Annotated in this window: 14 protein-coding genes; 2 read left to right on the top strand and 12 right to left on the bottom strand. The window is 75.2% G+C overall.

The features are described from left to right. Positions 1–6: 6 nt before the first annotated feature. The 9 genes from ABZT47_RS01730 to mycP form a co-directional block, all read right to left on the bottom strand. Positions 7–525 carry a hypothetical protein gene (locus ABZT47_RS01730; protein WP_354834979.1) on the bottom strand — a complete coding sequence of 173 codons (519 nt, stop codon included), beginning with the start codon at positions 523–525 and terminating at the stop codon, positions 7–9. Next, complete coding sequence (locus tag ABZT47_RS01725) at positions 522–11,909, bottom strand: hypothetical protein (RefSeq protein WP_354834977.1); 11,388 nt, start codon at positions 11,907–11,909, stop codon at positions 522–524. Before ABZT47_RS01725 ends, ABZT47_RS01730 begins: the two co-directional genes overlap by 4 nt. Before the next feature lie 24 nt (positions 11,910–11,933). After that, entirely contained in the window at positions 11,934–12,257 is a 324-nt protein-coding gene (locus ABZT47_RS01720; RefSeq protein ID WP_354834975.1) for a hypothetical protein, read from the bottom strand. Positions 12,258–12,263: 6 nt separating this feature from the next. Then, on the bottom strand, positions 12,264–12,668 hold the full coding sequence (locus ABZT47_RS01715) for a YbaB/EbfC family nucleoid-associated protein (RefSeq protein ID WP_354834973.1): 405 nt from the start codon (positions 12,666–12,668) through the stop codon (positions 12,264–12,266). A 231-nt stretch (positions 12,669–12,899) separates the two neighbouring features. Further along, the gene (locus tag ABZT47_RS01710) at positions 12,900–13,289 is read right to left on the bottom strand and encodes a hypothetical protein (RefSeq protein ID WP_354834971.1); all 390 of its coding nucleotides are present in this window, start codon (positions 13,287–13,289) and stop codon (positions 12,900–12,902) included. Beyond that, positions 13,286–14,359 (bottom strand): SseB family protein, encoded by a 1,074-nt coding sequence (locus ABZT47_RS01705; RefSeq protein WP_354834969.1) that lies wholly within the window; start codon positions 14,357–14,359, stop codon positions 13,286–13,288. Before ABZT47_RS01705 ends, ABZT47_RS01710 begins: the two co-directional genes overlap by 4 nt. Before the next feature lie 34 nt (positions 14,360–14,393). Continuing rightward, positions 14,394–14,747, bottom strand: coding sequence for a YbaB/EbfC family nucleoid-associated protein (locus ABZT47_RS01700; protein ID WP_354834967.1), 354 nt, complete (start codon positions 14,745–14,747; stop codon positions 14,394–14,396). Positions 14,748–14,833: 86 nt separating this feature from the next. After that, entirely contained in the window at positions 14,834–17,248 is a 2,415-nt protein-coding gene (locus ABZT47_RS01695; protein ID WP_354834965.1) for a serine/threonine-protein kinase, read from the bottom strand. 231 nt (positions 17,249–17,479) lie between these two features. Next, positions 17,480–18,658: a type VII secretion-associated serine protease mycosin gene (gene mycP, locus ABZT47_RS01690; RefSeq protein ID WP_354834963.1), complete on the bottom strand. Its 1,179-nt coding sequence runs from the start codon at positions 18,656–18,658 to the stop codon at positions 17,480–17,482. A gap of 361 nt (positions 18,659–19,019) precedes the next feature. Between mycP and ABZT47_RS01685 the strand changes: the two genes are divergently transcribed. Both ABZT47_RS01685 and era read left to right on the top strand, forming a co-directional pair. Next, positions 19,020–19,358, top strand: coding sequence for a cytidine deaminase (locus ABZT47_RS01685; protein ID WP_354834961.1), 339 nt, complete (start codon positions 19,020–19,022; stop codon positions 19,356–19,358). A 137-nt stretch (positions 19,359–19,495) separates the two neighbouring features. Then, positions 19,496–20,416 (top strand): GTPase Era, encoded by a 921-nt coding sequence (era, locus tag ABZT47_RS01680; RefSeq protein ID WP_354834959.1) that lies wholly within the window; start codon positions 19,496–19,498, stop codon positions 20,414–20,416. A 60-nt stretch (positions 20,417–20,476) separates the two neighbouring features. Here the strand turns inward: era and ABZT47_RS01675 are convergent, their stop codons facing one another. From ABZT47_RS01675 to ABZT47_RS01665, 3 genes are read right to left on the bottom strand one after another with little or no spacing between them, the layout of a single operon-like run. After that, the gene (locus ABZT47_RS01675) at positions 20,477–21,535 is read right to left on the bottom strand and encodes an urease accessory protein UreD (RefSeq protein WP_354834957.1); all 1,059 of its coding nucleotides are present in this window, start codon (positions 21,533–21,535) and stop codon (positions 20,477–20,479) included. Positions 21,536–21,546: 11 nt separating this feature from the next. Beyond that, positions 21,547–22,245 (bottom strand): urease accessory protein UreG, encoded by a 699-nt coding sequence (gene ureG / locus ABZT47_RS01670; protein WP_354834955.1) that lies wholly within the window; start codon positions 22,243–22,245, stop codon positions 21,547–21,549. Beyond that, complete coding sequence (locus ABZT47_RS01665) at positions 22,235–22,966, bottom strand: urease accessory UreF family protein (RefSeq protein ID WP_354834953.1); 732 nt, start codon at positions 22,964–22,966, stop codon at positions 22,235–22,237. Before ABZT47_RS01665 ends, ureG begins: the two co-directional genes overlap by 11 nt. Positions 22,967–22,973 lie beyond the last annotated feature (7 nt).

Genomic DNA, 22,973 nt, shown 5'->3' with positions numbered 1-22,973 from the left:
CTGTCGTCACCCGGCGAGGCGGCGGTAGGCGTCGCGCACCACGAGCAGGCGGTCCACCTGGAACCGGCCGGGCTCCGCGCCGCGCACCTGCCGGCCGAGGTCGGTCCAGAACGCCCGCTCGGGTACCTGATCCTCGCCCGGCGGCACGAACTTCACCACCTCCTCGACCGCCGCCACCGCGATGGCGAGCGCCTGCCGCGCCGCGTCGGGGTCATCGGCCGGGACGTTGCCCGCCGTCAGGTCGGCCACCCACAGCCACTCGCCGGCGTCCAGGAGCTGCGAGGGCTCGGGGCCGCCGAACGTGGGGAACGGCCCGGCGCCCACCTCGCGCTCCGGCAGCCCGAACAGGTGCCGTCGCTCGGCGCCGCAGCCCGCGCACGCGCCGGCGTAGCGCGCCGCCAGGCCCTCCGGCGCGGCGACCAGCGCGTGCTCCCACGTCGTCTCGACCGACCCGCACCGCTCGCACGGGTGCAGGTCCAGGTACAGGTGGGCCTCGTCCCTGGTGCGGGCCACTGGGAGCGTCATACCGTGCTTCCTCGCTTCGGCGGCGTCAGCGTCTGCCCGGGCGTCAGCAGGTCGGGGTCGTCCCCGATCAGGTCCCGGTTCGCCTGGTACCAGTCCCGTGCGGCCCGCGCCACCTCGCCGTCGGTGGCGCCCGGCCCGAGCCAGCGGCGCGCGATGGTCGTCAGAGTGTCGTCGTGCCGTACCCTCACCGGCCGCCCCACCGGTTCGCCCAGTTCGGAGGGCGAGGCGAACGGCGACGGCGGCCGTGCCGGGGCCGAGGCCGAGGCCGCGCCCGACGGCGACGGTGCCGGTCGCCGAAGGGGGTCCTCCTCCGGCGGGATCCAGCCGGTGGTGTTGCTCATCCGCCGCATCCGCGCCCAGAACTCCTGCCGCGACTCGCCCGCCGCCGGCGTCCCGCCGCCCGCCGGGCCGTTCCCCGCCCCGTTGCCCGCGGAAGGCGTCGCGGCGGTCCCGTTTCCTGCGGGAGGCCCTGCGGTGGTGCCGTTCCCCGCGGAAGGGCCTGCGGTGGTGCCGCTCCCCATGGAGGGCGCTCCAGAGGTCGCGCTACCGGCGGGTGGTGCTCCACTGGTCGCGTTCGCGGTGGGTGGTGCTCCGGTCGTGCCGTTCGCGGCGGGAAGCGGTCCGGTGGTGCCGTTCGCCGGGGCATTGGCGGGGCCGGTGGCCGCGGGAGGTGGGCCGGCGGCGGGACCGGGGGGCGTGGACGCGTTGAGCAGGCTGCCGATGCTCGGCCTCTGGCGCGGCACCGACGGCGGGGGGCCCGACCACGGCGGCGGCGGGGGAGTGAGCCCGCGGCCCTCCACCAGCCGGGCCAGCCCCTCGATCTGCGCGCGCAGCCCTGGCCGCCGGTCCGCCGGAGCCTGCGTCCACTTGCGTGAAAGGTAACGGTACTCGTCCACCCGCGCCTCGGCGCACGCGTCGGTCGTGGGCACGGGCGCGCCCGCCGGGCTCGCCGCGGCCAGGGACGGCCGCAGCACGCCCTGCGGGGCGCCGCCCGCGCGCGCGGCCAGCTCGCGGATCGCGTGGCCCACCTCGTGGACCAGCGTCCGCGCGACCAGGTGGGCCGGGGTGTCAGGGTCGATGCGCACGACGTACGGGGAGCCGGAGTCCAGGTCCGTGCTCGCCATCCGGTCGGCCGGGACCCCGGCCACCTCGGGGCGGAAGCGCACCTCGCCGAGCGGCCCCCCGGTGGTGACGGTCAGCACCGGGTCGCCGTCCGGCCACGCCGAGGCGCGGACGTCCACGCCGAGGTCGTCGGCCTGGACGTCCTGCCAGGCGGTGCGCAGTTCGGCCTCGTCGAGCGGCCCGGACTCCGGCGCCCTGTCCCTGACGAAGCCCGACCCCGGGTCCACCGGGGCGCGGACGCCCAGGCTGCCCAGCATGGTGTTGGCGCTCTCCTCCGGGCCCGGACCCCACAGCGGGCGCGGGAAGATCGGCGCCGGCCGCTGGGGCACGCTCGCCCCGAGGGTTTCGAGCTCGGCGGTGACCTGTTCGGCGAAGTCGCCGCGCACGGCGGTCCGGTTGAACAGCGGGCGCAGGTCCAGCCCGTGGGCCACCGCCGTGGCGGCCACCTCGGTCGGCAGCGCGGCGAGCGCCGCCGCGAACCCGCCGTCGGGGATGTCGCCGGCCAGCCGGCCCCTCGTGTCGGCCGTGTACCCGCGGACCAGTCCGCCGGGCTCCTGCACGTCGATGCGCACGTCGACGCGCAGCTCGCGGGCGAGCAGCCGCGCCCAGGCGAGCGGGATGGGCAGGTCGGCCGGTCGCGCGGAGGTGCTGAGGGTCAGCGTCTCGCCCGAGCCGGGACGCGGCAGGCGCCCGCGCAGTTCCTCGGCCACCGCGCGGACCGGGGCGGTGGCGAACTCCGGCCGGCTCCGCGCCGCGTCCACCACCTGGTCCAACGTCGCGGGCCCGCGCCCGGCGGAGGTCCACGGCGCGCGTCCGGCGAGCGGGCGCCGCCGGCGCGGACGGCGCTCGGCGGAGGAGCCGTCCTCGTCGAACGACCAGCCCCTGCCCGGCTCGTGCCGCCGGCGCCGCAGCATGGCCTCGTAGTCGCGGGTGGCCATCATCACCACGGCGTGGCCGGTGACCGACCCGGGCAGCTCGACCGCCCTGCCCGGGCGCTCGCCGCCGTCGTTCCGCACGGTGGACACCCTGAAGGAGACCGCCAGGTCCAGGCGGGTGCTCAGCGTCACCGCCGGGCCCTTCTCGAAGCCGCTCTTCTCCTTGCGCGCGCCGCCGGAGGAGGAGACCCGCTGGCCCGCCTGGTCGCCGGTGGACACGCCTTGGCCGGTGCCCCAGCCGTCCTGCGCGCCCTCCACGCCGCGGCTCGCCGGCGACAGACGATTGCGCTCCGAGGCCGTCCCGTACGTCTCCTGGCGGCGCTTGACCTGGCGGTTCTCGAGATTCTCCCGCTCGCCGACGACCATCTCCTCCTCGGAGGGCGTGGCGTGGATCCACACGTCCACCACCTTGTTCCCGTGCAGGGGGACGCGCAGGACGGGGTGGCCGTCCGGTGAGGTGATCAGCTCCAGGTTGGCGTTCAGCGCCATCCGCGACAGCGCGTGGGCGATGCGGGTCCACTGCTCCTGCACGCCCACCGGCCCGAGCAGGTCCGGGCGCGCGAGCCGGGCGCGCACCGCGTCGATGAGCCCGTCGGCGACCGTCTCCACCGGGAAGATCGCCTCCGGCAGCTCCAGCGGGCGCGGGTCGGGGACGCGCGGCGTCGGCGCCGGCACCTGGTCGGCCGGCACGGTGAGGCCGTCCTCCACCAGCCGCACGGCCGTGCCCGTCAGCACCAGCGGCGCGGGATCGGCCAGGATCGGCGCCACCGGACGCACCCAGGGCAGCACTCCGGCCGCCGCCCGCGCGCCCCGCGCGACGCCCCGGTACACCGCGCTTCCGGTGCGCTGGAACAACGAACGCACCGGCTGGGTCAGCCGGTTGCCGGACCGCCCCGGGGGCATCGGCACCACTTTCGCGCTGACGGCGACGGTCACGGGGTGGCTGACCAGGTCGCCGCCGTCGAAGGAGGCCACGCCGTACAGCTGGGTGAGCTGCACGCCCCTTGAGGTGGACCGCGTGTGGCCGCGATGGCTGCCGGCCGTCGCCTTCCCGCCGTTGCCGCCTCCCGACACGCCGCCGTTCACGCCGGCGCCGAACGACGATCCGGCCGAGGCCGACTCCTCGACGCTCTCGTAGCCGTACTTCTGGCGGATGAAGACCTTGGCGTCGTTGCGCCCCTCGCGCTCGACCGTGTCGCCGTCGAACCCGCTCCGCAGGGTGATTCGCACCAGCTTGGTCTTGTGTCGGCCGACCCGCACCGGCATCTCCCACTCGAAGCCGTGCGGCGACAGCTGGTTCTCGATGGTGCCCCACCAGTTGTCGCCGGCGAACATGCCGACCAGCGCGCGGATCATCACCGGGTCGGTGAGCCGGGCGTCCGGGACCGCGGCAAGGACCTGGTCGACCACCGCGTCCAGCATCTCCACCGCACGGCCGTCGGCCGTGCGCAGCCTGATCGACTGGACGGCCGTCGTGCCGAGCCGGTCGCGGGAGTACGCGGGCATCGCCACCTTGACCTTCTGGGCGGTGCGCGCCGGGTCGAGCAGATCGTCGAGGTCGGCGGCCGGCTTGTTCAGCTCCTTGAGCAGGCGGGCGCTGATGCCCTCGAACAGCGCCTCGGGGGTGTGCTTGGCCAGCAGCGGGATGTCCGGCGGGTTCGGGTCGGCCAGAGCGGCCTGCCGGTCCTTGACGTACTGACGGGCCAGCCGCATCGCCATGGGCGCGTCGAACTTCAGGTGGCCGTTGAGGAAGCGCTCCATCGCGTCGGCCACCGCGTGCAGCGGCAGCGGCATCTCGCCGTGCCCGTACAGCGTGAGGGCGTCCTGTTCCGGCAGGTCGTACATGATGCTGCCGTTCGGGACCACCTCGGCCGGCCGCGTCTCCGAGCCCTCCATGCCCCCGGTCACGTAGACCGTCACCGGGACGCGGTAGCCGTACTGCTTGCCGGTGTCCACGATGATCGGCTCGTCGCCGGCGATGAGGGTGCGGCCGGTGGAGTGACCGGCGTTCCTGGTCGCCGACCCGTTGACGCCGCCGCCCAGATCGGCCGCCAGGCGCCCCGCCGCGCCGGCCGAGGCGTTCACCGCGTTGCTGTGGGAGCCGCCGGAGTTCGTCGAGGTGCTGCTCAGCGCGAGGTGGATGTCGGCGGTGGTCAGGTTGTTGACCGCCACCCACTCCGACTCGCCCAGCTCCACGCGCACGGCCACCCAGCCGCGCCGCGGCCGGGCGCCCTCCGCCCGCACGAGGAAGTCGGCGCGCTGCTCGCCGCCCAGCCACGAGGTGTCGGAGATGATCGTGCGGACGTTGGCCAGCGCCGCCAGCATGTGCCGGGTCTCCGCGTCCGCGCGCGCCGCCTCAGGGACGACGTTGAGCATCGCGGGCAGGACGTCGCGCAGGTCCATGTTCAGCAGGATCGAGCGCCGGATGAGCTCCGGGGTGGTCGGGTGCGGCGCCACCGGGCTGGTCACCGCCTGCCGCTGGGCGAGCAGGTCGGCCGGCACCAGCATCCGCGCGGACACCGGCGCGGCCAGCGACTCCGGCGACAGCAGCGAGCGGGTCCGCCCCTTCTCCACCAGGTCGGCCCGCATCGTGTAGGCGCGCCGGAACTCCGCCACCGGCGTTCCCTCGATCAGCGTCACCTCGTTCAGGGTGTAGCCGGAGCCCCAGCCGGTGGAGCGGCTCATGCCGCCCTCCCAGCCGAACTCGGCGCCGGTCCAGTGCTTGCCGAGCTTCGCGGCCAGCTTGACCAGCGGCTTGAAGGCGAAGGACAGCGAGGCGATCCAGGTTCTGGACCTGCTCCTGGACCGCACGGTGGTGTTGGAGCTGATGTTCAGCGCCACGTGGCCCTCGGCCTCGGACCACCCCGCGTAGTCCGAGCGGCCGGTGTCCACCAGGCTCACCCGCAGCGTGTAGTGCCGGATGCTCTCCCCGAGGCTCGCGCGCACCAGGTCCAGGTGGATGCCGTCCTGCGCGGCCTGGTCGACGCGGGTCTGCAGGGCGTTCACCGAGAACTGCTCGGTCACCTCGCGCAGGTTGGCGAGCTGGGCGTCCCGCTCCAGGGGGTCCACCGACGGCCTGGGCAGCCCGTCCGGCCCGATCCCGGGCAGCAGGCCGGCCGCGCGCAGGTTCCTCATGACCTCCTCGCGCCTGCGGTGCACCTCGACCGCGTCCAGGTACACCGTGGACGGACCGGCGCCGCGCATCTGGTCCGCGTTGCTCCCCATCCAGACCGGTGCGTCGGTGGTCCGGCCCGGCGGCGGCGCGGGATCGGGGTCGTCGCGGAACCTCGGCGAGCCGTCGGCGTTCGCGCGCTGCTCGCCCGCCTCGTCCCTGGACGGGGCGTCCGCGTCGACCGCCCACCCCGCGCGGCCCGCGTCCGGCTCGGGCACCTGCAGCAGCATCCGCGTGTCGCCGGAGACCTCCGGCCGGGGGCCGCCCTCGTCGAAGAAATAGACCGTGACGTCGTGGTGCAGCGTCACGTCCTGCAGGTTGGTGCGCCCCATCCAGCGGCGCACGAGCGGGTAGATGGACACCCCGCCGGCCGACACGCCGTCCGAGCGCGACCACGCCCGCCGGAAGCCGGCGTTCAGCCGCACCCCCAGGCCGTGCCACCCGTTCGAGGGGGCGGTGTCGTCGGTGAGCCCGACGCCTCCGGTCGTGCCGAGCCCCGAGGAACGACCGGCCGACATGGCGCCGGTGGCGCCGGAGAAGCTGACGCCGAGCCACTCCTGGAACTGCTTCCATCCCGGGCGGGACGCCATCGACTCCGACACCACCCGCGACCTCACGCGCAGCACGCCGCTGCGCCCGCCGTCGGTGATGATCCGGACGAACCCCTGCTCGTCGTCGACCGCCTCGGTGAGATGGCCCGGGAGCTCCTGGGTGATGATCGCGCGCACCTGGTCGCGGGTCGCGCGCCGCAGCGGCCTGCCGTCCGTGCCCTCCGTGGCCACCGCCTGGTCGGCCAGCCCCTCCAGACCCTCGGTGTGGAGGGGGACGTACCGGGGGAACCGGGCGTCGCCTACCTGGTCTTCGGGCAACCTGAACGGCGCGTCGGGCGGGTGCTCGGTGTGGGCGTGCGACAGCCACAGGTCAAGGCCGGTCTTGTCGTTGCCCGCGCCCTCGGTGACCCGGGCCGCCGCCATCCACTCCGGGCTCCCGCCGCGACCGCCCGGGACGCGCGCGTCGACCGTGTAGGCCACCGGTACGTGGAACAGCGTGGCGTCGCCCCGGTTGTCGGCGACCTGACCGGGCAGGACGTACTCGGCGTGCGACCCCGTCGTGGTGGAGGAGCGGCCGACGTTGTGGCGCACGCTCAGCCCGACGTACTTGGCCAGGCCGCCGAGCAGGCCCACCAGCCCGCCGCCGGGCGTCGCCAGCGCGGCGACCGTCGCCAGGTTCAGGCCGAAGGACGCGCTGAGCATGCGCACCACGGTCGCCGCCATCCAGCTCCCGCCCTGGGGCAGCAGGCCCTGCATCATCTCCGAGGACACGCGGCCGGGGTCGGGCACCTCGACCGGCTCGCCCATCTCCAGACGGATCCGCACCTCGCCCGCCGTCCCGTGCCCGACGCGCAGCACCACGCCGTCGGGCGAGGCGAGCTGCTGGAAGTCCGCGCGCAGCGTCCACACCAGCTCGGCAGGGCGGACCCTCTCGTCGACGCCCCGGTCGGCGAGCACCTGGTTCACCGCGTTCGTCAGCCGCGTCAGGTACGGCAGCCGGCCGCTCGGGATGCCCACCGGCAGCACGGCGTCCGGAGGCCGGGCGGCCTTCACCGCCTCCCGGTAGCGCTCGAACGCGGCGTCGGCCTCCCGGACCTGCTCCGCGACCCGCGCGACCAGCTCAGAAACGGAAGAGGCCGACGCCTGCGCGGAAGAGGCCGACGCCTGCGCGGGAGAAGCCGACGCGTGGGTTGGAGAGGCCGATGCCTGTGCCGGAGTGGCCGACGTCTGGGTGGGAGAGGTCGACGCGTGGGTTGGAGAGGCCGATGCCTGTGCCGGGGAGGCCGGCGTCTGGGCCGCGGCGAGCCGCTCCAGCGTCTCCGCCACCCTCGCGTAGGCGGCGGCCACCTCCTGCGCCAGGACGGCGGCCTCGCCGTAGGCGTCGGCGATGCGGCCGTAGTGCTCGGCGGCGATCTCCTCCAGTCGCTTGGTGGAGCGGGCGTCGCGTGCCCGGTCGACGTGCCAGGCGTCCTCCTCGGCGTCGGCCTTCTCCGCGTTGTCGTGGGCCGTGCCGGCCCGCTCGGCGGCGTCATCGGCCCTCTTCCGGTTCGGGGCCTCCCGCGCCCGCTGCCCGTCCTCGACCTGCCGAAGCGACTCGCGCACCCGCTCTACCCGCTCCACCAGTTCGACCAGCGGCCCCGGCAGCGCCACCCCCGCCTGCGTCCCCTGAGCCGGGGGTGCCGAGGGCTGCGTCCCCTGCGCTTGGGTTCCCTGGGCTGGGGTTGCCTGAGACAGGGCCCCCTGGCCTTGGTTCCCCGCCGGCGTTCCTTGGGTCTGCGTCCCCTGGGTCTGCGTCCCCTGGGTCTGCGTCGCCTGGACCGGCTGGGTCTGGGCGATCGTGGTGGGGACGACGGTGTGGACGCGGCCGGTGTCCCACGGCGGCACCGGCGCGGGGCGTCCTTGGTCCGACAGTCGGGTGATGAGCGTCCTGATCTGGCGTTCGTAGTGGTCTCGCTGATCGGGTGCGGCGTGCGACCAGCGCTCGGCCAGGTGCCGGTACTCCGCGTACCGCGCCTCCACGTCCGGTGCCAGAGCCCCGCCCCTCGACGGGAACGGGTTCAGCGCGGCCCTAAGGAACCGCCGGACGACCCCTTGCGCGGGCCGCGTCTCCGCGCCGCCTGGGACGACCTGCCCCAGGCTCGTGTTCGGTCCGGCCTGCGCGGTCGCGTTCGGCCCGGCCTGCGTGGTCGTGGACGGCCCGCCGCTCGTCGCGACGGCGGACGGGGCGTTCGTCCCGGCCACAGCGGGAGCCGCCTGCGGACCGGTGCTCGTCCCGGTCGACGCGGGAGCGGCCTGCGAACCGGTGGGAGTGCTCGTACCTGTGGGCGCAGGGGCGGATCGCGTGGCGGGGGCGACGGGGGACGGGGCGGTGCCCGCCGGGGCCGGGGTGGCCTGCGTGGTCGTGCCGGTGCCCGCACCTGTCCCCGTGGAGGTGGTCTGCGCGGCGGTGGCGGCGGCTGGGGCGGCGAGGTCGTCGGCGAGGGTCGCGGCGCGCTCGGAGACGGCCTTCCGCTGCTCGTCCAGCGGACCAGTGCGCATCACGTCGTAGTCGGACGACTCCTCCGGCAGGCCGCCGTTCGCCTCCTTCACCACCCGGTGCGCGGCCTCGGTGAGGTCGGTGGCGCGCAGACGGCCCCAGCGGTCGCCGACGACCTCGCGGGCCACGTCGGCGAGGGCGTCCAGGGCGCCGGGGGAGGCGTCGGCGAGCCGGCCGAGCGCGTTCAGCGAGCCCGCCATCGGCGGCAGGCCGGCGGACCGCGATATGGCCGCGCCGAGCCGGGCCGCCGCCTCGGCCCGCAGCCGCTGGTCCTGGACGCCGTCCATGACCCGCACGCCCAGATTCCGGGTGATGCGGCGGACGGCATCGGCGCGGACCAGGTGGGGTCGCCCGTCGGGGCCCGTCACTCGGAGGGAACCGTCGTCGAGCGGCAGCGCGTTTGGGTCGACCAGCGGGAGCATGTCGCTGAGCACGGCGGTGACGGTGTGCGCGGGGTCGGGAGAGGTGGCGCCGGCGGCGGAAGTGCCCCCGCCCGAGACGGGCGGCACCCCACCAGCCCCGACCTGGGGAGGCGTCCCGGCGGGCGTGGTCTGCACGGACGGGGCCGCGCCCGGCGCGACCTGTGGAGGAGTTCCGGCGGGGGTCGTCTGCACGGACGGGGCCCCGCCGGCCGCGGCCTGGGGAGCCGTCCCGGCGGGGGTCGTCCGGAGCGGGATTCCGGAAGGGGTGACCGGGGAAGGCGTTGCCGCGGGTGTCACCTGGACGGAGGGCATGCCCGGCATGAACAGCGGCGCCGGACCAGCGGCGGCCACGACCGGACCCGGGCCGCCCGCCGGAACCACCCCCGTGGCCGGGGCCAGTCCTGCGGCCGGGGTGGCGCCCGAGGTCGCGGGCACGCCCGTTCCCGCCGGAGCGGGCGACGGTGACCCCTGCGGCGCCGACGCGTTCGGGGTGCCGGGGACCGGGGCGGACGCGTTCGGGGTGCCGGGACCGGTGACGTTCGGGGCGCCGGTGACGGGTCCGGAAGCGTTCGGACCGCCGGGGACGGGGCCGGCGGCGCTCGTCCCCGTGCCGGACGGCGCGGCCGTGGTGGGCGGGGGCGCCTGCTGGGGGGACGCCTGGGCATGGGGATCGGGCCCCTGAGGCGAGGGCGCGGAGGTGGCCGGCCCATTGCCGGACGGAGCACCCGTAGACGTGGACGACTGCCCACCTCCGGCACCGGTAGGGCCGGTTCCGGGCGTGCCGGTGCCGGTGCCGGCCGGGTCGGTGCCCGGAGCGGCGGGGCCGCCGGTCGTGGAGGTCGAGGTGGAGCCGCTACCGGACGGATCCCCGGACGGAGCGGGGTTGGCGGCGGACTGCCCCGTGGAGCCGCCCGAGGACGCGGTCTGTCCGGTGCCGGGTGGCGGGGGGCTGCCTGGTCCGGTCTGGTTGGACTGGCTCGCGGCGCTGCTCTGGGTGGAGTGACCGGTGCCCCCGGTCTGGGCAGGCTGGCCCGTCCCTCCAGTCTGGTTGGGCTGGCCTGTCCCTCCGGTCTGGTTGGGCTGGCCCGTGCCGCCGGACTGCGTGGCCTGGCCTGTTCCTCCGGTTTGGGCAGGCTGGCCCGTCCCTGCGGTTTGGGCGGATTGGCCGGTGCCGCTGGTCTGGGCGGGCTGGGCTGTGCCGGACGGAGGGGGGTTGCCGGTGGAGAGGGTGGCCGGAGGGGCGGCGCCGCCGGGGGGCGCGGGGCTCTGGCCGGAGGATCCCGTGAGGGGCTGGCCGGTGCCGGTGCCGGTGCTGGTGCTGGAGGGGCCTGCGGGGCCGGAGTTGGAGGAAGCCGCGGGGCCGGAGGATGCAGGGTTGGAGACGGAGGGCGGGGCGGCGCCGGGGGCGGGGGAGGGATTGGTCGCCGGGCCGGTGCTGGAGAGGGTGGTGGCGCGGGCCTGGGCGTCGGCCGTGGTGGCGGCGTGCAGGGTCTGCGCCGGGTGGGTGACCGCGTGGAAGACGTCGGGGTTGAACGGGCTGATCGTCCGCGTGCGGCCGGCGCCGCCCATGAAGGCGCCCGCGAGGGCGTCGGGGCCGAGCGCGGTGAGCGGGTTCCACTCGTTGTAGACCACCCCGTTGGCCAGGAAGCTGCCGGCGGGCGAGGCGACCATGTTGTTCAGCCCGGTCTGCATGGCGTCGCGCCCGAACCCGGCCAGCCTGCTGGAGGCTCCCGACCCGTTGCGCGCCAGGTCGTCCAGCCGGCTCAGCACCGGGACGCGCCCGCCGTACCGCGACAGAAGCGGGGCGGCCACCTTCATGCCGGCCACCGCGCCGCCGCCCGCGCCGATCGCCGAGGCGGAGGTCTTGCTCCAGTCCCAGCTCGTGCGGGTGCCCATCTCCATCTGCTTGTGCTGGCTGTAGGCGTCGATGAAGACCTCTTCGCCGATCTCCTCGATGATCTCCCGTCCGAGGTGGCTGGCGAGCATCGTGCGGGCGAGGCTGTGGGCGCCGGTCTGGGCCAGCCGGCCCGCCGCGAGCCGCGCGGTGACGCCGGCGCCGAGGTCGCGCCCGGCGACCGCCGCGAGCCGCTGGAGGATCCGCCAGATGGCCGCGCGGGTGGAGGCGGCGATCGGGCCGAGCAGCGGCACGCCGGCGCCCATGCTGAGCAGCGCGATGGCGGCGGCCGTGACCCCCACCCAGAAGGCCACGTTGATCGAGATCTTGGAGTACTGCGTCTCGCGCGCGAAGTCGTCGACCTGCAGCGCCTTGGCCTGGTGCGCGAGCGCCAGCCCCAGCACGCCTCCGTCACCCTTGAGCACCTGGTTGGCCTGCTCGACGTACAGCGGAGTGGCGGGAACCTGCCATCCGGCAAGGACGGCCCTGCCGGCGGCGATGCCGGGGTCCACCGACTCCTGCAGCCCGCCGCCGAGCGCCTGGTGCTCCTTGGCGAGCTCCCACAGCATGCTCTCGCTGGCCTTGGGCCAGCTCTGCCCCGCCGCGATCATGGCGATGAAGGTGTCCACCCAGCCGGGGAGCGACTCGCCCCAGGCGGGGGTGACGTCGGTGGAGGAGGTGCCGCCGATGCCGGGGGACGCCTGCCCGCCGGGGGTGTTGGGGTTGACGTTGGGATTGCCGCCGTGCGCCACGTCATTCCCGTCCGGTCGCCGGGGTCAAATGCTCAGGGTGGTGCCGGCCTGGGCCTTGTCCGTGCGGCGCGTGTTACCGACGGCCGTGCGGACCTTGCCGCCCACCTCCTCGACGTCCTGCATGACCATCTCGCCGATGCGGGCGAGCATCTCGGGACTGGCGTCCTTGATGTAGGCCGTGTGGAAGGACGCGCCGGCGGAGTCGTCGCCCCAGGGCGCCGCCGCGACGAGCCGCTGGATGCGCGCCTGGCCCTCCTTCAACGCGCGGGTGATGCCGCTGGTGGCGGCGTCCCACTGGGCCAGCGCCTGGACGGCGGTGGGGGCGTGGACGTCGACGTTCTCCGGCATCGCGGGTCACCGCCTTCCGAGCATCTGCTGGGCCATCTGCTCCAGCACGCTGTCGAGGTCTCCGTCGAGGTGGGCTCTCATCTGCTCGCGGGGGACCAGCGGCGCGAACAGCTCGATGACCTCCGCCTGCGCCTTCGCGGCGGCCCGCCGCACCGTCGCGGTGATGGAGTCGGCGAGCTCGCGGGAGTCGGGCCGCCGGTAGATGCGCGGGTCGATGTCGAGGCGGATGAGGTCGCCGCGCGCTCCGACGGTGGCGGCGATCAGCCCGTCCTCAGACTTTTCCGTGACCTGTACGGCGCGGGCCCTGCGGTGCGTCTCGGGCGCCTGTTCCTGAAGGCGCATGAAGGCGGCGCGGAGCTCCTCGGCATAAGCCCGCATCTCGGCCGCGTCCCCACCGGCGAATCCCTCCACATGACCTCCCCGAGCACCTGTCCCCACGGTGCCAGGTGCTTAACGGCACCGTAACCGTGCCCTAACTTCAGGGAAACAGTCGCTTGATCGGACATTGTGACATTCCAGGATTTAACTCGGCAAGCGTTGTGCGTCGAATCCGGCTTTTCTTCCGCATTGCCGGTTATGTGAGTATTCCGGTCTGCCGTATCACCAGAAAACGGACACGGCGTTCCCCCGCCCCCGCTGAGGTCACAGGTCCAGGAGAACGGCCTGCTCATGAAGGTCGGCGACCTCGTCCCGGGACACCCAGGCCCGGTGCACGCCCCGCTCGACCCGCTCGAACCCGAGCGCCCGCGCCACCGGCAGCAGCCCTCCGGTGTACTCGACCAGCAGCTCGCCCTCACGCTCGGCCCGCACCTGGCAGGGCGCCCCGCGCCACAGGCAGGCCGTCGTCACGAAGACGACCCGCTCGCACTCGCCCGCCGGCACCGGCCGCACGTGACGACCGGGAGCGACCGGCTCGAAGCCGTCCACCGGCCCGGCGGCGCGCAGCCGCATCCACAGCCCGTCCGGACGCGGGTCGGGGGCGGCCTCGTACTCCTCACCCCGCCAGCGGACGCGGTAGCCGTGCCACCTCACCGCGCCCGCCCCTCGCCGGGACCGCCGGGACCACCGGGACCGCGGGGACCACCGGGACCGCGGGGACCGCGGGGAGCGCCGGGAGCGCTCCAGACCTCCTCGGGCAGACCTTCTTCCTCTCTGAGAAGGCTCCCCTCCTCAGAGAGGAGGCCCCACTCCTCGCCTGGAGGGGTGCCGGTCGGCGGCGCGGCCTGGACCAGCAGCCAGCGCTCCAGGTCGCCGTCGTACACCGCGCGGCGGTGCTGCACCCCGGCGTCGGTCAGCTCCCAGATCTCGGCCCCGTGCGGCAGGCCGACGCCGTCCACCTTGTACTCGCGGATCACCTGGTCGACGTTCGGCGCCAGCCCGAGGCCGACGAACGGCGGCTCCTCGATGAACAGGCCCTCCACGGCCGCCCTGCTCTCCTCGTCCACGCCGCCGTAGGGCGTGCGGTAGAGGTTCAGCCCCACGGCCGCCCACCGCAGCAGGTTCACCGAGCCCTCGTCGGTGAGCACCCCGTCCACCTCCGCCATGCCGAGCGCGTCGGCCAGCACGGCGGGGGTCGCGATGTGCGCCACGTCCAGCGCGCGGTGGCAGTACCCCGACACCCGGGTCTCCCCTTCGGCCAGGTACGCGTACAGGTCGCGGGGCGTCAGCGGCTTCTGCACGACCGGCAGGCCCGCGCCGGGGTCGGCGAGGCGCTCCTCGGCCAGGGAGGGGACGGCGAGCCTGGCCACCGTGCCGGACCGCAGGAAGAAGTGCACGGGGAGCCCGGGGTTGACCGCCAGCCCCCAGCGCGGGTCGGGCCAGCCCGCGGCCAGCTCGGGCAGCGTGACGACGCGGTGGTGCGCGGTGACCTCGCCGATGCCGGCCCGCATGGCCCGCGCGGAGGTGTAGGCGAGGATCCAGGTGCCCTCGGCGTCCGACGCGGTGGGCCAGGCCACCGGCTCGCGCCCGGCGGCGGCCGCCGGGCTGACCGGCAGGGCGAGCTGTGCCAGGCGGAGCAGGCCGAGGCACAGGGCCAGGTCTCCGGCCGCGAACGCCGAGCCGAGGCCCTCTTCGAACGCACCCGCCGGCTCCCACCCCTCCACGGCGATCACTCTAGTGCGGCGCGCGTCCCCGGGATCAGTCGTGCGGCAGAGCGCCCGCGGGCGGGGGCTCCGCGACCAGGGGGGCCATCAGCGACTCGGCCCGGTCGGCGGCGTCGGCCTCGGCTCGCCTGGCGGCCACCAGGATCGCCTCGGCCAGCGCCTCGGACCCGAGCCGCATGGCGCGCGGGTCGATGCGCAGGGCCACCAGGGAACCGCCGGGAAGCGCCTCCACGATCACGCGGCCGTCCTCGGCCTCGCCTCGTCCGCGCGTCTCCGACAGCCGCCGCCCGACCGCCTCGAACCTCGCCGACTGCGCCGCGAGCGCCTCCAGCACCTCGTCCACCTCGGGGTCGCCGGTGGGGGAGTACGGTCCGCCGTTGGTCGTCATACGCGCATCCTTCGCTTCGCGGTACGAGACGAGGCCCGGCCGCCGGTGCGGGCCGAGCCTCGTCGGGGATGGACGATCGGGGTGGGTCAGCCGCAGTTGCCGAACGGCGCCGCGGTGGAGCCGCTGCCCGCGCTGCCGCTGAAGCGCACGCACTTGCCCTTGCCCTGCATGACCACCGGCCCGGCGTAGTACTTGAACGACCCGCTCTCGCTGACCGGGGCGGAGCCCTGCACCTCCAGCGTCGCCGACACCGGGCTGAGCACGCCGATGTTCTGCGTCTTCATGGTGACCACGCAGTTGAAGCCGGTGGCGAGGTTGTAGAGCTGGTAGGTCACACCGCCGGTGAACGCGCTCTGCCGCTGGACGGCGAAGCCGGTGCCCTTGCCCGACCCGTTGCACACCTGCTGCGGGGTGAAGGGGTTGGTGGCCGGCTTGGGAGCCGGCGTCGCCGTGGCGGTACGGGTGACGGTCGGCCTCGGGGCCGGCGTCCGGGTGCCCGTCGGCCTGGCCGACACGCTGGGCCGCGGGCTCCACACGTGCGGGGGCCGCGGCGTGAACGACCTGGACACGCTCGGCGTGGGCCGCGGCGACGGGGAGCTCGGGTGCGGGGACGCCGGGCCGGAGGTGGTGGGCGTCGGGCTCGGCGTGGGCGTGGGCACCAGGCTCAGCGGCCCGCTCGGCGACGGCGAAGGCGTCGGGCTGCCCGGGCCCGAGGGGTCCGGGGTGGGGGTGACCGACGGCTGCGGCGACTGGTCGGGCCCGGACGGGCTGGGCGTGGGGGTCGGCTCCGCGGACGGGCTGACCACCGGGCTCGGCGTCATGGTGACGGTGACCGTCGGCACCGGGGTCGGCGACGACCGCGTGGGCGTCGGCGGGGCCGACGGGATCGGCGGCGGGGTGAACTGCGGGCCGGGCGAGAAGTTCGGGATGTTCGCCGCGGGGCTCGACGTCGTCAGCTGCATCGGGTAGACGCCGGTCTGCTGCGGAGCGGGGGAGCCGGCCCACGGCACGGTGACCTGCGGGCGCGGCGCGGTGCTCTCGCCGACGCCGCCGACGCCGGCGACGTCGCCCAGGCCGCCGGACGGCTCGGGGACGTTCGTGCCGCCGGCCTGTCCCTCGGCCGCGACCCGGCCGATCTGCTGGCTGCTGCCCGCGTAGTGGCCGGCGCCCCACAGACCCAGGCCGGACAGGCCGATCACGACGCCGACGCCCGCGGCCAGGCCGACGGGGAAGTGGGCGCCGGTCCTCTTGCGCACCGGCGCGGCGGGCGGCGCCTCGCCTCCGGCGGCGGCCGGCAACTCGGGCCGCGCGGGCTCCTCCGACGGGAGGGCGGGAGCGCCCCACACCGGCGGGGCCGGCGGCTGCGGCTCGGCCGCGTACACCGTCGGGGGCAGACTCTCCGTGCCCTGCGGGACGACGGCCGGAGGCGGCGCGACCGAGCCGCCCGCCTCCATCAACGTGTGCTGCGGCGGGTCACCCGCGGGTCCCGCCGGACCGGCCTGACCCGCGGGCCCGGCCGGGACGGTCGGCGTGCTGGAGGAGGACGCGCCGGGGACGCCCGGGACGGGGATGCCGACCAGGGGCGCGCCGGGGACGGGCGCGGCCGGGATCGCCGGGGCGGGCGGGGCCGCCTTCTCCTCGCCGAGCAGCCACAGCATCGCGCCCTGGGCGGTGGGCCGCTCGGCGGGCATCTTGGCCAGGCAGGAGCCCACGACGTCACGCAGCGGCGCGGGAAGGCCGCCGAGGTCGGCGCGGGCCGTGGCGATCGCCTCGGCGTCCTCGCCGAACGGCTCGGCGCCGGTCGCGGCGAACACCATCGTGCTCGCCCAGGCGAACAGGTCGGCGGCGGGGCCGGTGGGCTCGCCGCGCACCTGCTCCGGGGAGCGGTAGGCCGTCTCGCCGAGGCCGAAGTCGCAGACGCGGGGCCCGTCGGCGGACAGCAGGACGTTGTCGGGGGTGAGGCCGCGGTGGGCGATGCCGGCCAGGTGGACGGCGGTGAGCGCCGTCAGCGTGCCGACGGCGACGCGCTCGAGGGCGTCGCCGGTCAGCGGGCCGTCCAGTTCGACGGCCTCGCGGAGCGAGCGGCCCTCGACGTGCTCGCGCACCACGTAGGCGCGGTCGTCGATCCAGCCGGCGTCGACGCTGCGCACCGCGTAGGCGCTGGACACCCGCTGGGCGGCGGACAGGTCGTCGACCACCCGCGCGCGGGCCTCGTCGCCGGCCTCCGGCCACGGGGGCAGCAGCTTGACGACGAACAGCCGGCCGGGCTCGCCCGTGGCGGGGGAGGGGGCGGACTCGGCGGGCGTTCCGGTCGCGGCGGCGCTCTCGCCCTGGGTGCCGGACTCGGCGGGGGCCTCGGCCTCGGCGGCCGTGGGCGCTGCGATCGGCGCTTCACCGGAGAGGCGGCCAAGGTAGACGACGCCCCGGGTTCCCTCACCCAGTCGCCCGAGAAGCGTGTACGCGCCCACCTGCTTGGGGTCATCCGGCAGCAACGACTGCATGTCCTTTATCGCCTTCCCCTGTGGATCATCTCAAGCCCCTGGAGATCTCAAGCATCATGACACCACATGTTTGAGTCGCACTTAACGTAATTTGTCACGTCTGCATCACATGTTACGGTTTCGTTGATCTTGGGGGCGGGGAAACGGATAGGGCGATTCATCTCATCCCGTACAAGCGCTTCCGTCCCGCCACTTCACCCGGGCTTTCCACCCCTCGCGCCGGGTCGCCGCTCACTCGCCCGGGGTCACCGCGCGGCCCGGCCGCCACCCGCGGCGGCGCCCCATGGGGATGACGACGCCCACGGCCGCCACCAGCCCCGCCGCGAGCACCGCGATCACCGCCACCGCGGCGGAGACGTTGATCGCCTCCTGGTCCGCGGGCCGCGGCCGGGTCACGATCGTCGAGGGAAGCGCCTGGGCCGGGCGGGGCGCGATGGCCACCACCTCGGACGGCAGGATCTCCGACACCGCCATCAGCGGGTTCACCATGCCCGCGCCGGTCCCCGTGCCCGACGCGCCGTCGGCGGTGATCTCGATGCGCCGCCGCACCCGCACGTTGTCCAGTTCCGGATGCCGCGCGCGCACCAAGGCCGCCACCCCGGCCACGTACGGCGCGGCGTAGCTGGTGCCCTCCAGGTCCTGGCGGTAGGCGCCGCCCGGCCAGGTGCTGGTGATGTCCTGACCCGGCGCGATCACCGAGACCGGCGTCACGGAGTTGGAGAAGTCGTTGCGCCTGCCGTCCGGGCCGGCCGAGCCGACCGACAGCACGCCCGGGTAGGAGGCCGGGTAGACGGCGGCGGGGGTGCCGTCCTCCTTCCTGATGTTCCCGGCGGCGGCCACGATGACGACGTCCTTGGCCAGCGCGTACTCGACGGCCGCCTTCAGGTCGGGCTGGTCGCTGGTCTGGACGGAGATGTTGACGACCTGGGCGCCCAGGTCTGCCGCCTGCTTGATGCCCTGGGCCAGCAGCGCCACGTCCCCGCGCTCGCTGTTGGTCTGCTTGATGGAGATGAGCCGCGCCTTGGGCGCCACGCCCGCGAAGGGGATCTCCTTCATGTCGGCTCCGGCGATGATCCCGGCCACCGCCGTGCCGTGGCCGACGCAGTCGAGCGGGCCGGTGCCGGTCAGGTCGACCGACCGGGCGACCCGGACCTGAGGATGGCGCGTGTCCACCCCGCTGTCGATCAGCGCCACGGTCACGCCCTCGCCCTTGGTGAGCGGCCAGACCCCGGTGAACGCCAGTCGGCGCTGCGCCCACGACTCGCCGACCTGGGTGCCGCCGTGCGGCGGCGAGCACTGCTCCGGCGCGCGCAGGGCCATCGTGGGCGCCGTGAGCGCCGACGCCGCCGCGTCCGGTCCGGTGGCGAGCGCGAGCGCCAGCGCGCCGGCGAGGATCCCCCGAGCGACCATGCATCAGCTCCATCTCCCGGCGAGGCGACCCCGGCCGCCTCCCGCGGGGCGACCGCCGGCGTCCGGAGCGCCTGTCCGAATACGACGGAGAAGCCTAGCCAATGGCGGGTCGCCGATTGCCGGATATATCGCGCGACGACCGCTTTTCGGGCGTTGATCACCCTGCGCACAGGAAAGGTGTCCTTGCGTATTGAATGGACCGTGCTAATTACCGGAAATCCCATTTCCCGGCCTGCCCGGCCCCTGCCGGGGCCAAGAGGCGAGGGGTGGGGGCGTCCGGCCCGAGAAGGAGCGATCGCGACGCATGACGGACCCGTACCGCGGGCCGGTGACCGCGGGGCCGCCCAGTAGCCTGATGCCCGTGACCGACACCATCCTCGGCGCCGAGGACAGCAAGATCATCACATTGGCCCGCGCCGCCCGCGCCCGCAACGGGACGGCCCAGGGCGCCGCCGTCCGCGACGAGACCGGGCGCACCTACACCGCGACCAACGTGGACCTGCCCTCGCTGCGGCTGTCCGCGATCCAGGTCGCCGTGGCCATGGCCGTCTCCAGCGGAGCGGTCTCCCTGGAGGCCGCCGCCCTGGTCACCGACGAGGAGGAGCCCGGCGACCAGGACATGGCGGTCGTCCAGGACCTCGGCGACGCCATCCTCTTCCTCGCCGCCCCCGACGGCGCCCTCAAGGGCCGCTACCGCTGACCCGCCCGGCCCGGCTCGCGAGGGGGCCCGCCCGGCCCGTGCGGGGGCCCTGCCCGCCCGGTGAAGGGCCCCGCCCGGCCCGTGACGGGGCCCGTCGTCCTGGTGGCGGGGAGGGGCGGTCGCTCTGATCGGGGACAATGGGTGGCGTGAGTTCCTCAGCCGCTGAGTTCCGTGCCGGGTTCGCCTGCTTCGTCGGCAGGCCCAACGTCGGCAAGTCGACGCTGATGAATGCGCTGGTCGGCGCCAAGGTGGCGATCACCTCCTCCAAGCCGCAGACGACCCGCCGCGCCATCCGCGGCATCGTCAACCGGCCCGCCGCCCAGCTCGTCATCGTCGACACGCCGGGCCTGCACCGGCCCCGCACCCTGCTCGGCGAGCGGCTCGACAGCCTCGTGCTGTCCACCCTGACCGAGGTCGACGTCATCGGCTTCTGCGTGCCCGCCAACGAGGAGATCGGCAAGGGCGACCGGTTCATCGCCGAGAAGCTCGCGGCCGTCAAGAAGACCCCCGTGGTCGCCGTGGTCACCAAGTGCGACCTGGCCTCCCGCGAGCAGATCGCCTCCCGTCTGCTCGACGTCTCGCGGCTGGCGGACTTCGCCGAGATCGTCCCGGTCTCCGCCCAGTCGGGGGAGCAGCTCGACGTGCTGGGCGACCTGCTGATCGAGCGCCTCCCGCACTCCCCGCCGCTCTACATGGACGGTCAGCTGACCGACGAGCCCGAGCAGGTGCTGGTCGGCGAGCTGATCCGTGAGGCGGCTCTAGAAGGCGTCCGCGACGAGCTTCCCCACTCGATCGCCGTCGTCGTCGAGGAGATGACCCCGCGGGAGGGCCGCGACGACCTGCTCGACGTGTACGCCCACATGTTCGTCGAGCGCCCGTCCCAGAAGGCCATCGTCATCGGCCCCAAGGGCGCCCGGCTCAAGGACGTCGGCACCCGCGCCCGCAAGCAGATCGAAGCGCTCCTCGGCACCCACGTCTACCTCGACCTGCGCATCAAGGTGGCCAAAGACTGGCAACGCGACCCCAAACAGCTCCGCCGCCTGGGCTTCTACGACTGATCCTCGCCCAAGACGCCCGATGTCCCTTCCCGGGGCCCCGGGCCTGCTCGGACGCGTCCGTCAGTCACCGTCATCGAAGGGTGCGGTCGCCTGCGCGGCGCCCCAGGTGAGGCGGGAGCGCAGGGTGGGGGCGTCGGGGGCGAGGGCGGAGATCAGCGTGCCGGGCCCGGCGAGCGGGAGGACGGCGCAGCCTTCGGCGAGCACGGCGCCGCTCCCCTCCGCGCCGGACGAGGGCGAGGCCGCACCGGCGACCGGCGGGGTGAGGGCCGGTTCGCCCGGCCGCGAGGCGGTCGCGGCCTGCGGGCGGGCGAAGGCCGGGCCGGTGAGCAGGATGTTGCCGACGCAGCGGGCGTCGCCGTACACCGCGGGGCTGCCGTCCGCGGCGGGGTCCCCGACCACGAAGTCCTGACGGAGCAGAGGCACGCCGTCGATGGTCGCGTCGAAGCGGGCGTGGCAGCGGCCCGGCGGCTCGCCGTACCGGCCGAAGGCGATCTCCTCGCGCCACGACACCGACGCGCCCTCCGCCAGGGTCAGGCGGACGATCATGCGATGGTCGCATCCGGCCGCCAGGACCGTCGGTTCCGGGGCGTACACCAGCGTCGCCCCCGCGCCGACCCGGGCCCGCACCACCATGACCGACTCTCCGTCCCCCGGCAGGACGAGCGTGCTCGCCACCGAGGCGATGGTGAGGCGCGTTCCCGCGGCGACGTCGATCTCCAGCGTGAGACGGTCGCCGCCGAGCGGCCCGGCGGCGGTCGAGACCAGGTGAACCGTGTCCGGCCCGGTCTGCCGCAGGGTCAGCGGCGGGTCCGAGCGCAGCGTCCCGAGCACGGTGCGCCCACCGGAGGACTCGGTGCCCACCGCCGCCCGCGCCTCGAACCCACGCCGCCCGGCGGTCGCCCGGGCGCCGGGCGGCCGCCGGTGACCGGTGACCGGTGGCCGCGCGTCCTGCTCCGGTCGGTCGTCGGCCGGTGGCCGCGCGTCCGGTCCTGGCAGGTCGGCGGCCGGGGTCCGCGGACCGGGCCGCTGCCGCCCGGTGTCGGGTGGCCGGGCGCCCGGGTCGTGGTGGCCGGTGCCCGGGGGCTGTGGGCGCAGGACGGGATGGGTGGTCTCGTGCATGGGCGGGTGGGTCAGGCGTTCGGGGCGGGGACGGCGGGGCCGTGGGGGTGGGAGCGGGCGTGCGACCACGACTGGACCACCCCGTGCACCCATTCGGCCACGGCGTACACCTCCGGCACCTCCCTGATCGAGGTGAACAGCACCGGTTTGCCGTCGCGGACGGCCGCCGCGTCCCTGGACATCACGGTCAGATCGGCTCCCACGTGTTTCGCCAGGTCGGTCTTGTTGACCACCAGCAGGTCGGCCGAGGTGACGCCGGGGCCGCCTTTGCGCGGCACCTTGTCCCCGCCCGACACGTCGAGCACGAAGATCTGCTGGTCGGCGAGTCCCCGGCTGAAGGTGGCGGTCAGATTGTCGCCGCCGCTCTCGACGATCACCAGGTCCAGCGGTCCGTGGCGTTCCTCCAGGGTCTCGACGGCGTCGATGTTGGCGGCGATGTCGTCGCGGATCGCGGTGTGCGGGCAGCAGCCGGTCTGCACGGCCACGATGCGCTCGGGGTCCAGGACGCCGGCCCTGCGCAGGAAGTCGGCGTCCTCGGTGGTGTAGATGTCGTTGGTGACCACGCCCAGCCGCAGCACCGGGCCGAGCGTGCGGCACAGCGCGGCGACCAGCGCCGTCTTGCCGCTTCCTACCGGGCCGCCGACGCCGAGGCGCAGCGCCCTTCCGTGGGGGTCAGAGGACGGGTGACGGTCCTCGTGGTTAGCTGACAAAGAGCCGTACCTCCGTGCGTAGGTGCTGTTCGGCCAGCAGGTCGAGTGCGGGAGCGGCGTGCGCGGGAAGGCCTTCCCACGCGGTGCGGGAGACGGCCTCGCCGGCCGGGCCCGGGGCGTGCGCCGGGGCCGCCTTCGCGGCGGCCGTGCGGGCGACGCCGGACAGGTCCGGCACGAGGCCGGCGAGCACCCGGTGCACGACGACGGGGTCGAGCCCGAGCAGCCGGACGGCCGCGGTGGCCGGTCCGGTGATCGAGGTGTACGCGGCGGCCAGCGCCGCGTCGTGGGGCGAGCAGCCGGCGGCGGCGGCCACCGCGCCGAGCGCGATCGGGTGGTGGGCGCCGTCGGGGACGGCGCGCGCGAGGGTGTCCAGGACGGCGGAGGGCCAGATGCGGCGGGCGCTCCGCAGCAGCAGCCTGCCCTGGGTGCGCGCCGCGTTCCGCTGCGCAGGCGAGGCCGTACGGGCGTCGGCCTCCGCGTCCAGCTCCCGCCACGCCCGCTCGTCGTCGGCGACGTCGGTGGGGGTCGCGAGGGCGCAGGCGGCGGCGGAGAGAGCGGCGGCCACCAGGCCTGAGGTGGCGAGCCGGCCACGGAGGAACCGCGCCAGTTCCTCCGGGCCGGTGATCGCCCCGATGCGTACCGCCTGCTCCGCGCCCCCGGAGTGGCCGTGGCCACCGGCCGGGAGCCGGGAGTCGGCGAGAAGCAGCAGCGCCGCGTCCATGACCAGA

The organism is Sphaerisporangium sp. NPDC005289, from assembly GCF_040607455.1.
Lineage (GTDB): Bacteria > Actinomycetota > Actinomycetes > Streptosporangiales > Streptosporangiaceae > Sphaerisporangium > Sphaerisporangium rhizosphaerae.
The sequence above is the reverse complement of the archived record's forward strand: the minus strand, read 5'-3'. Positions and strand labels throughout refer to the sequence as shown.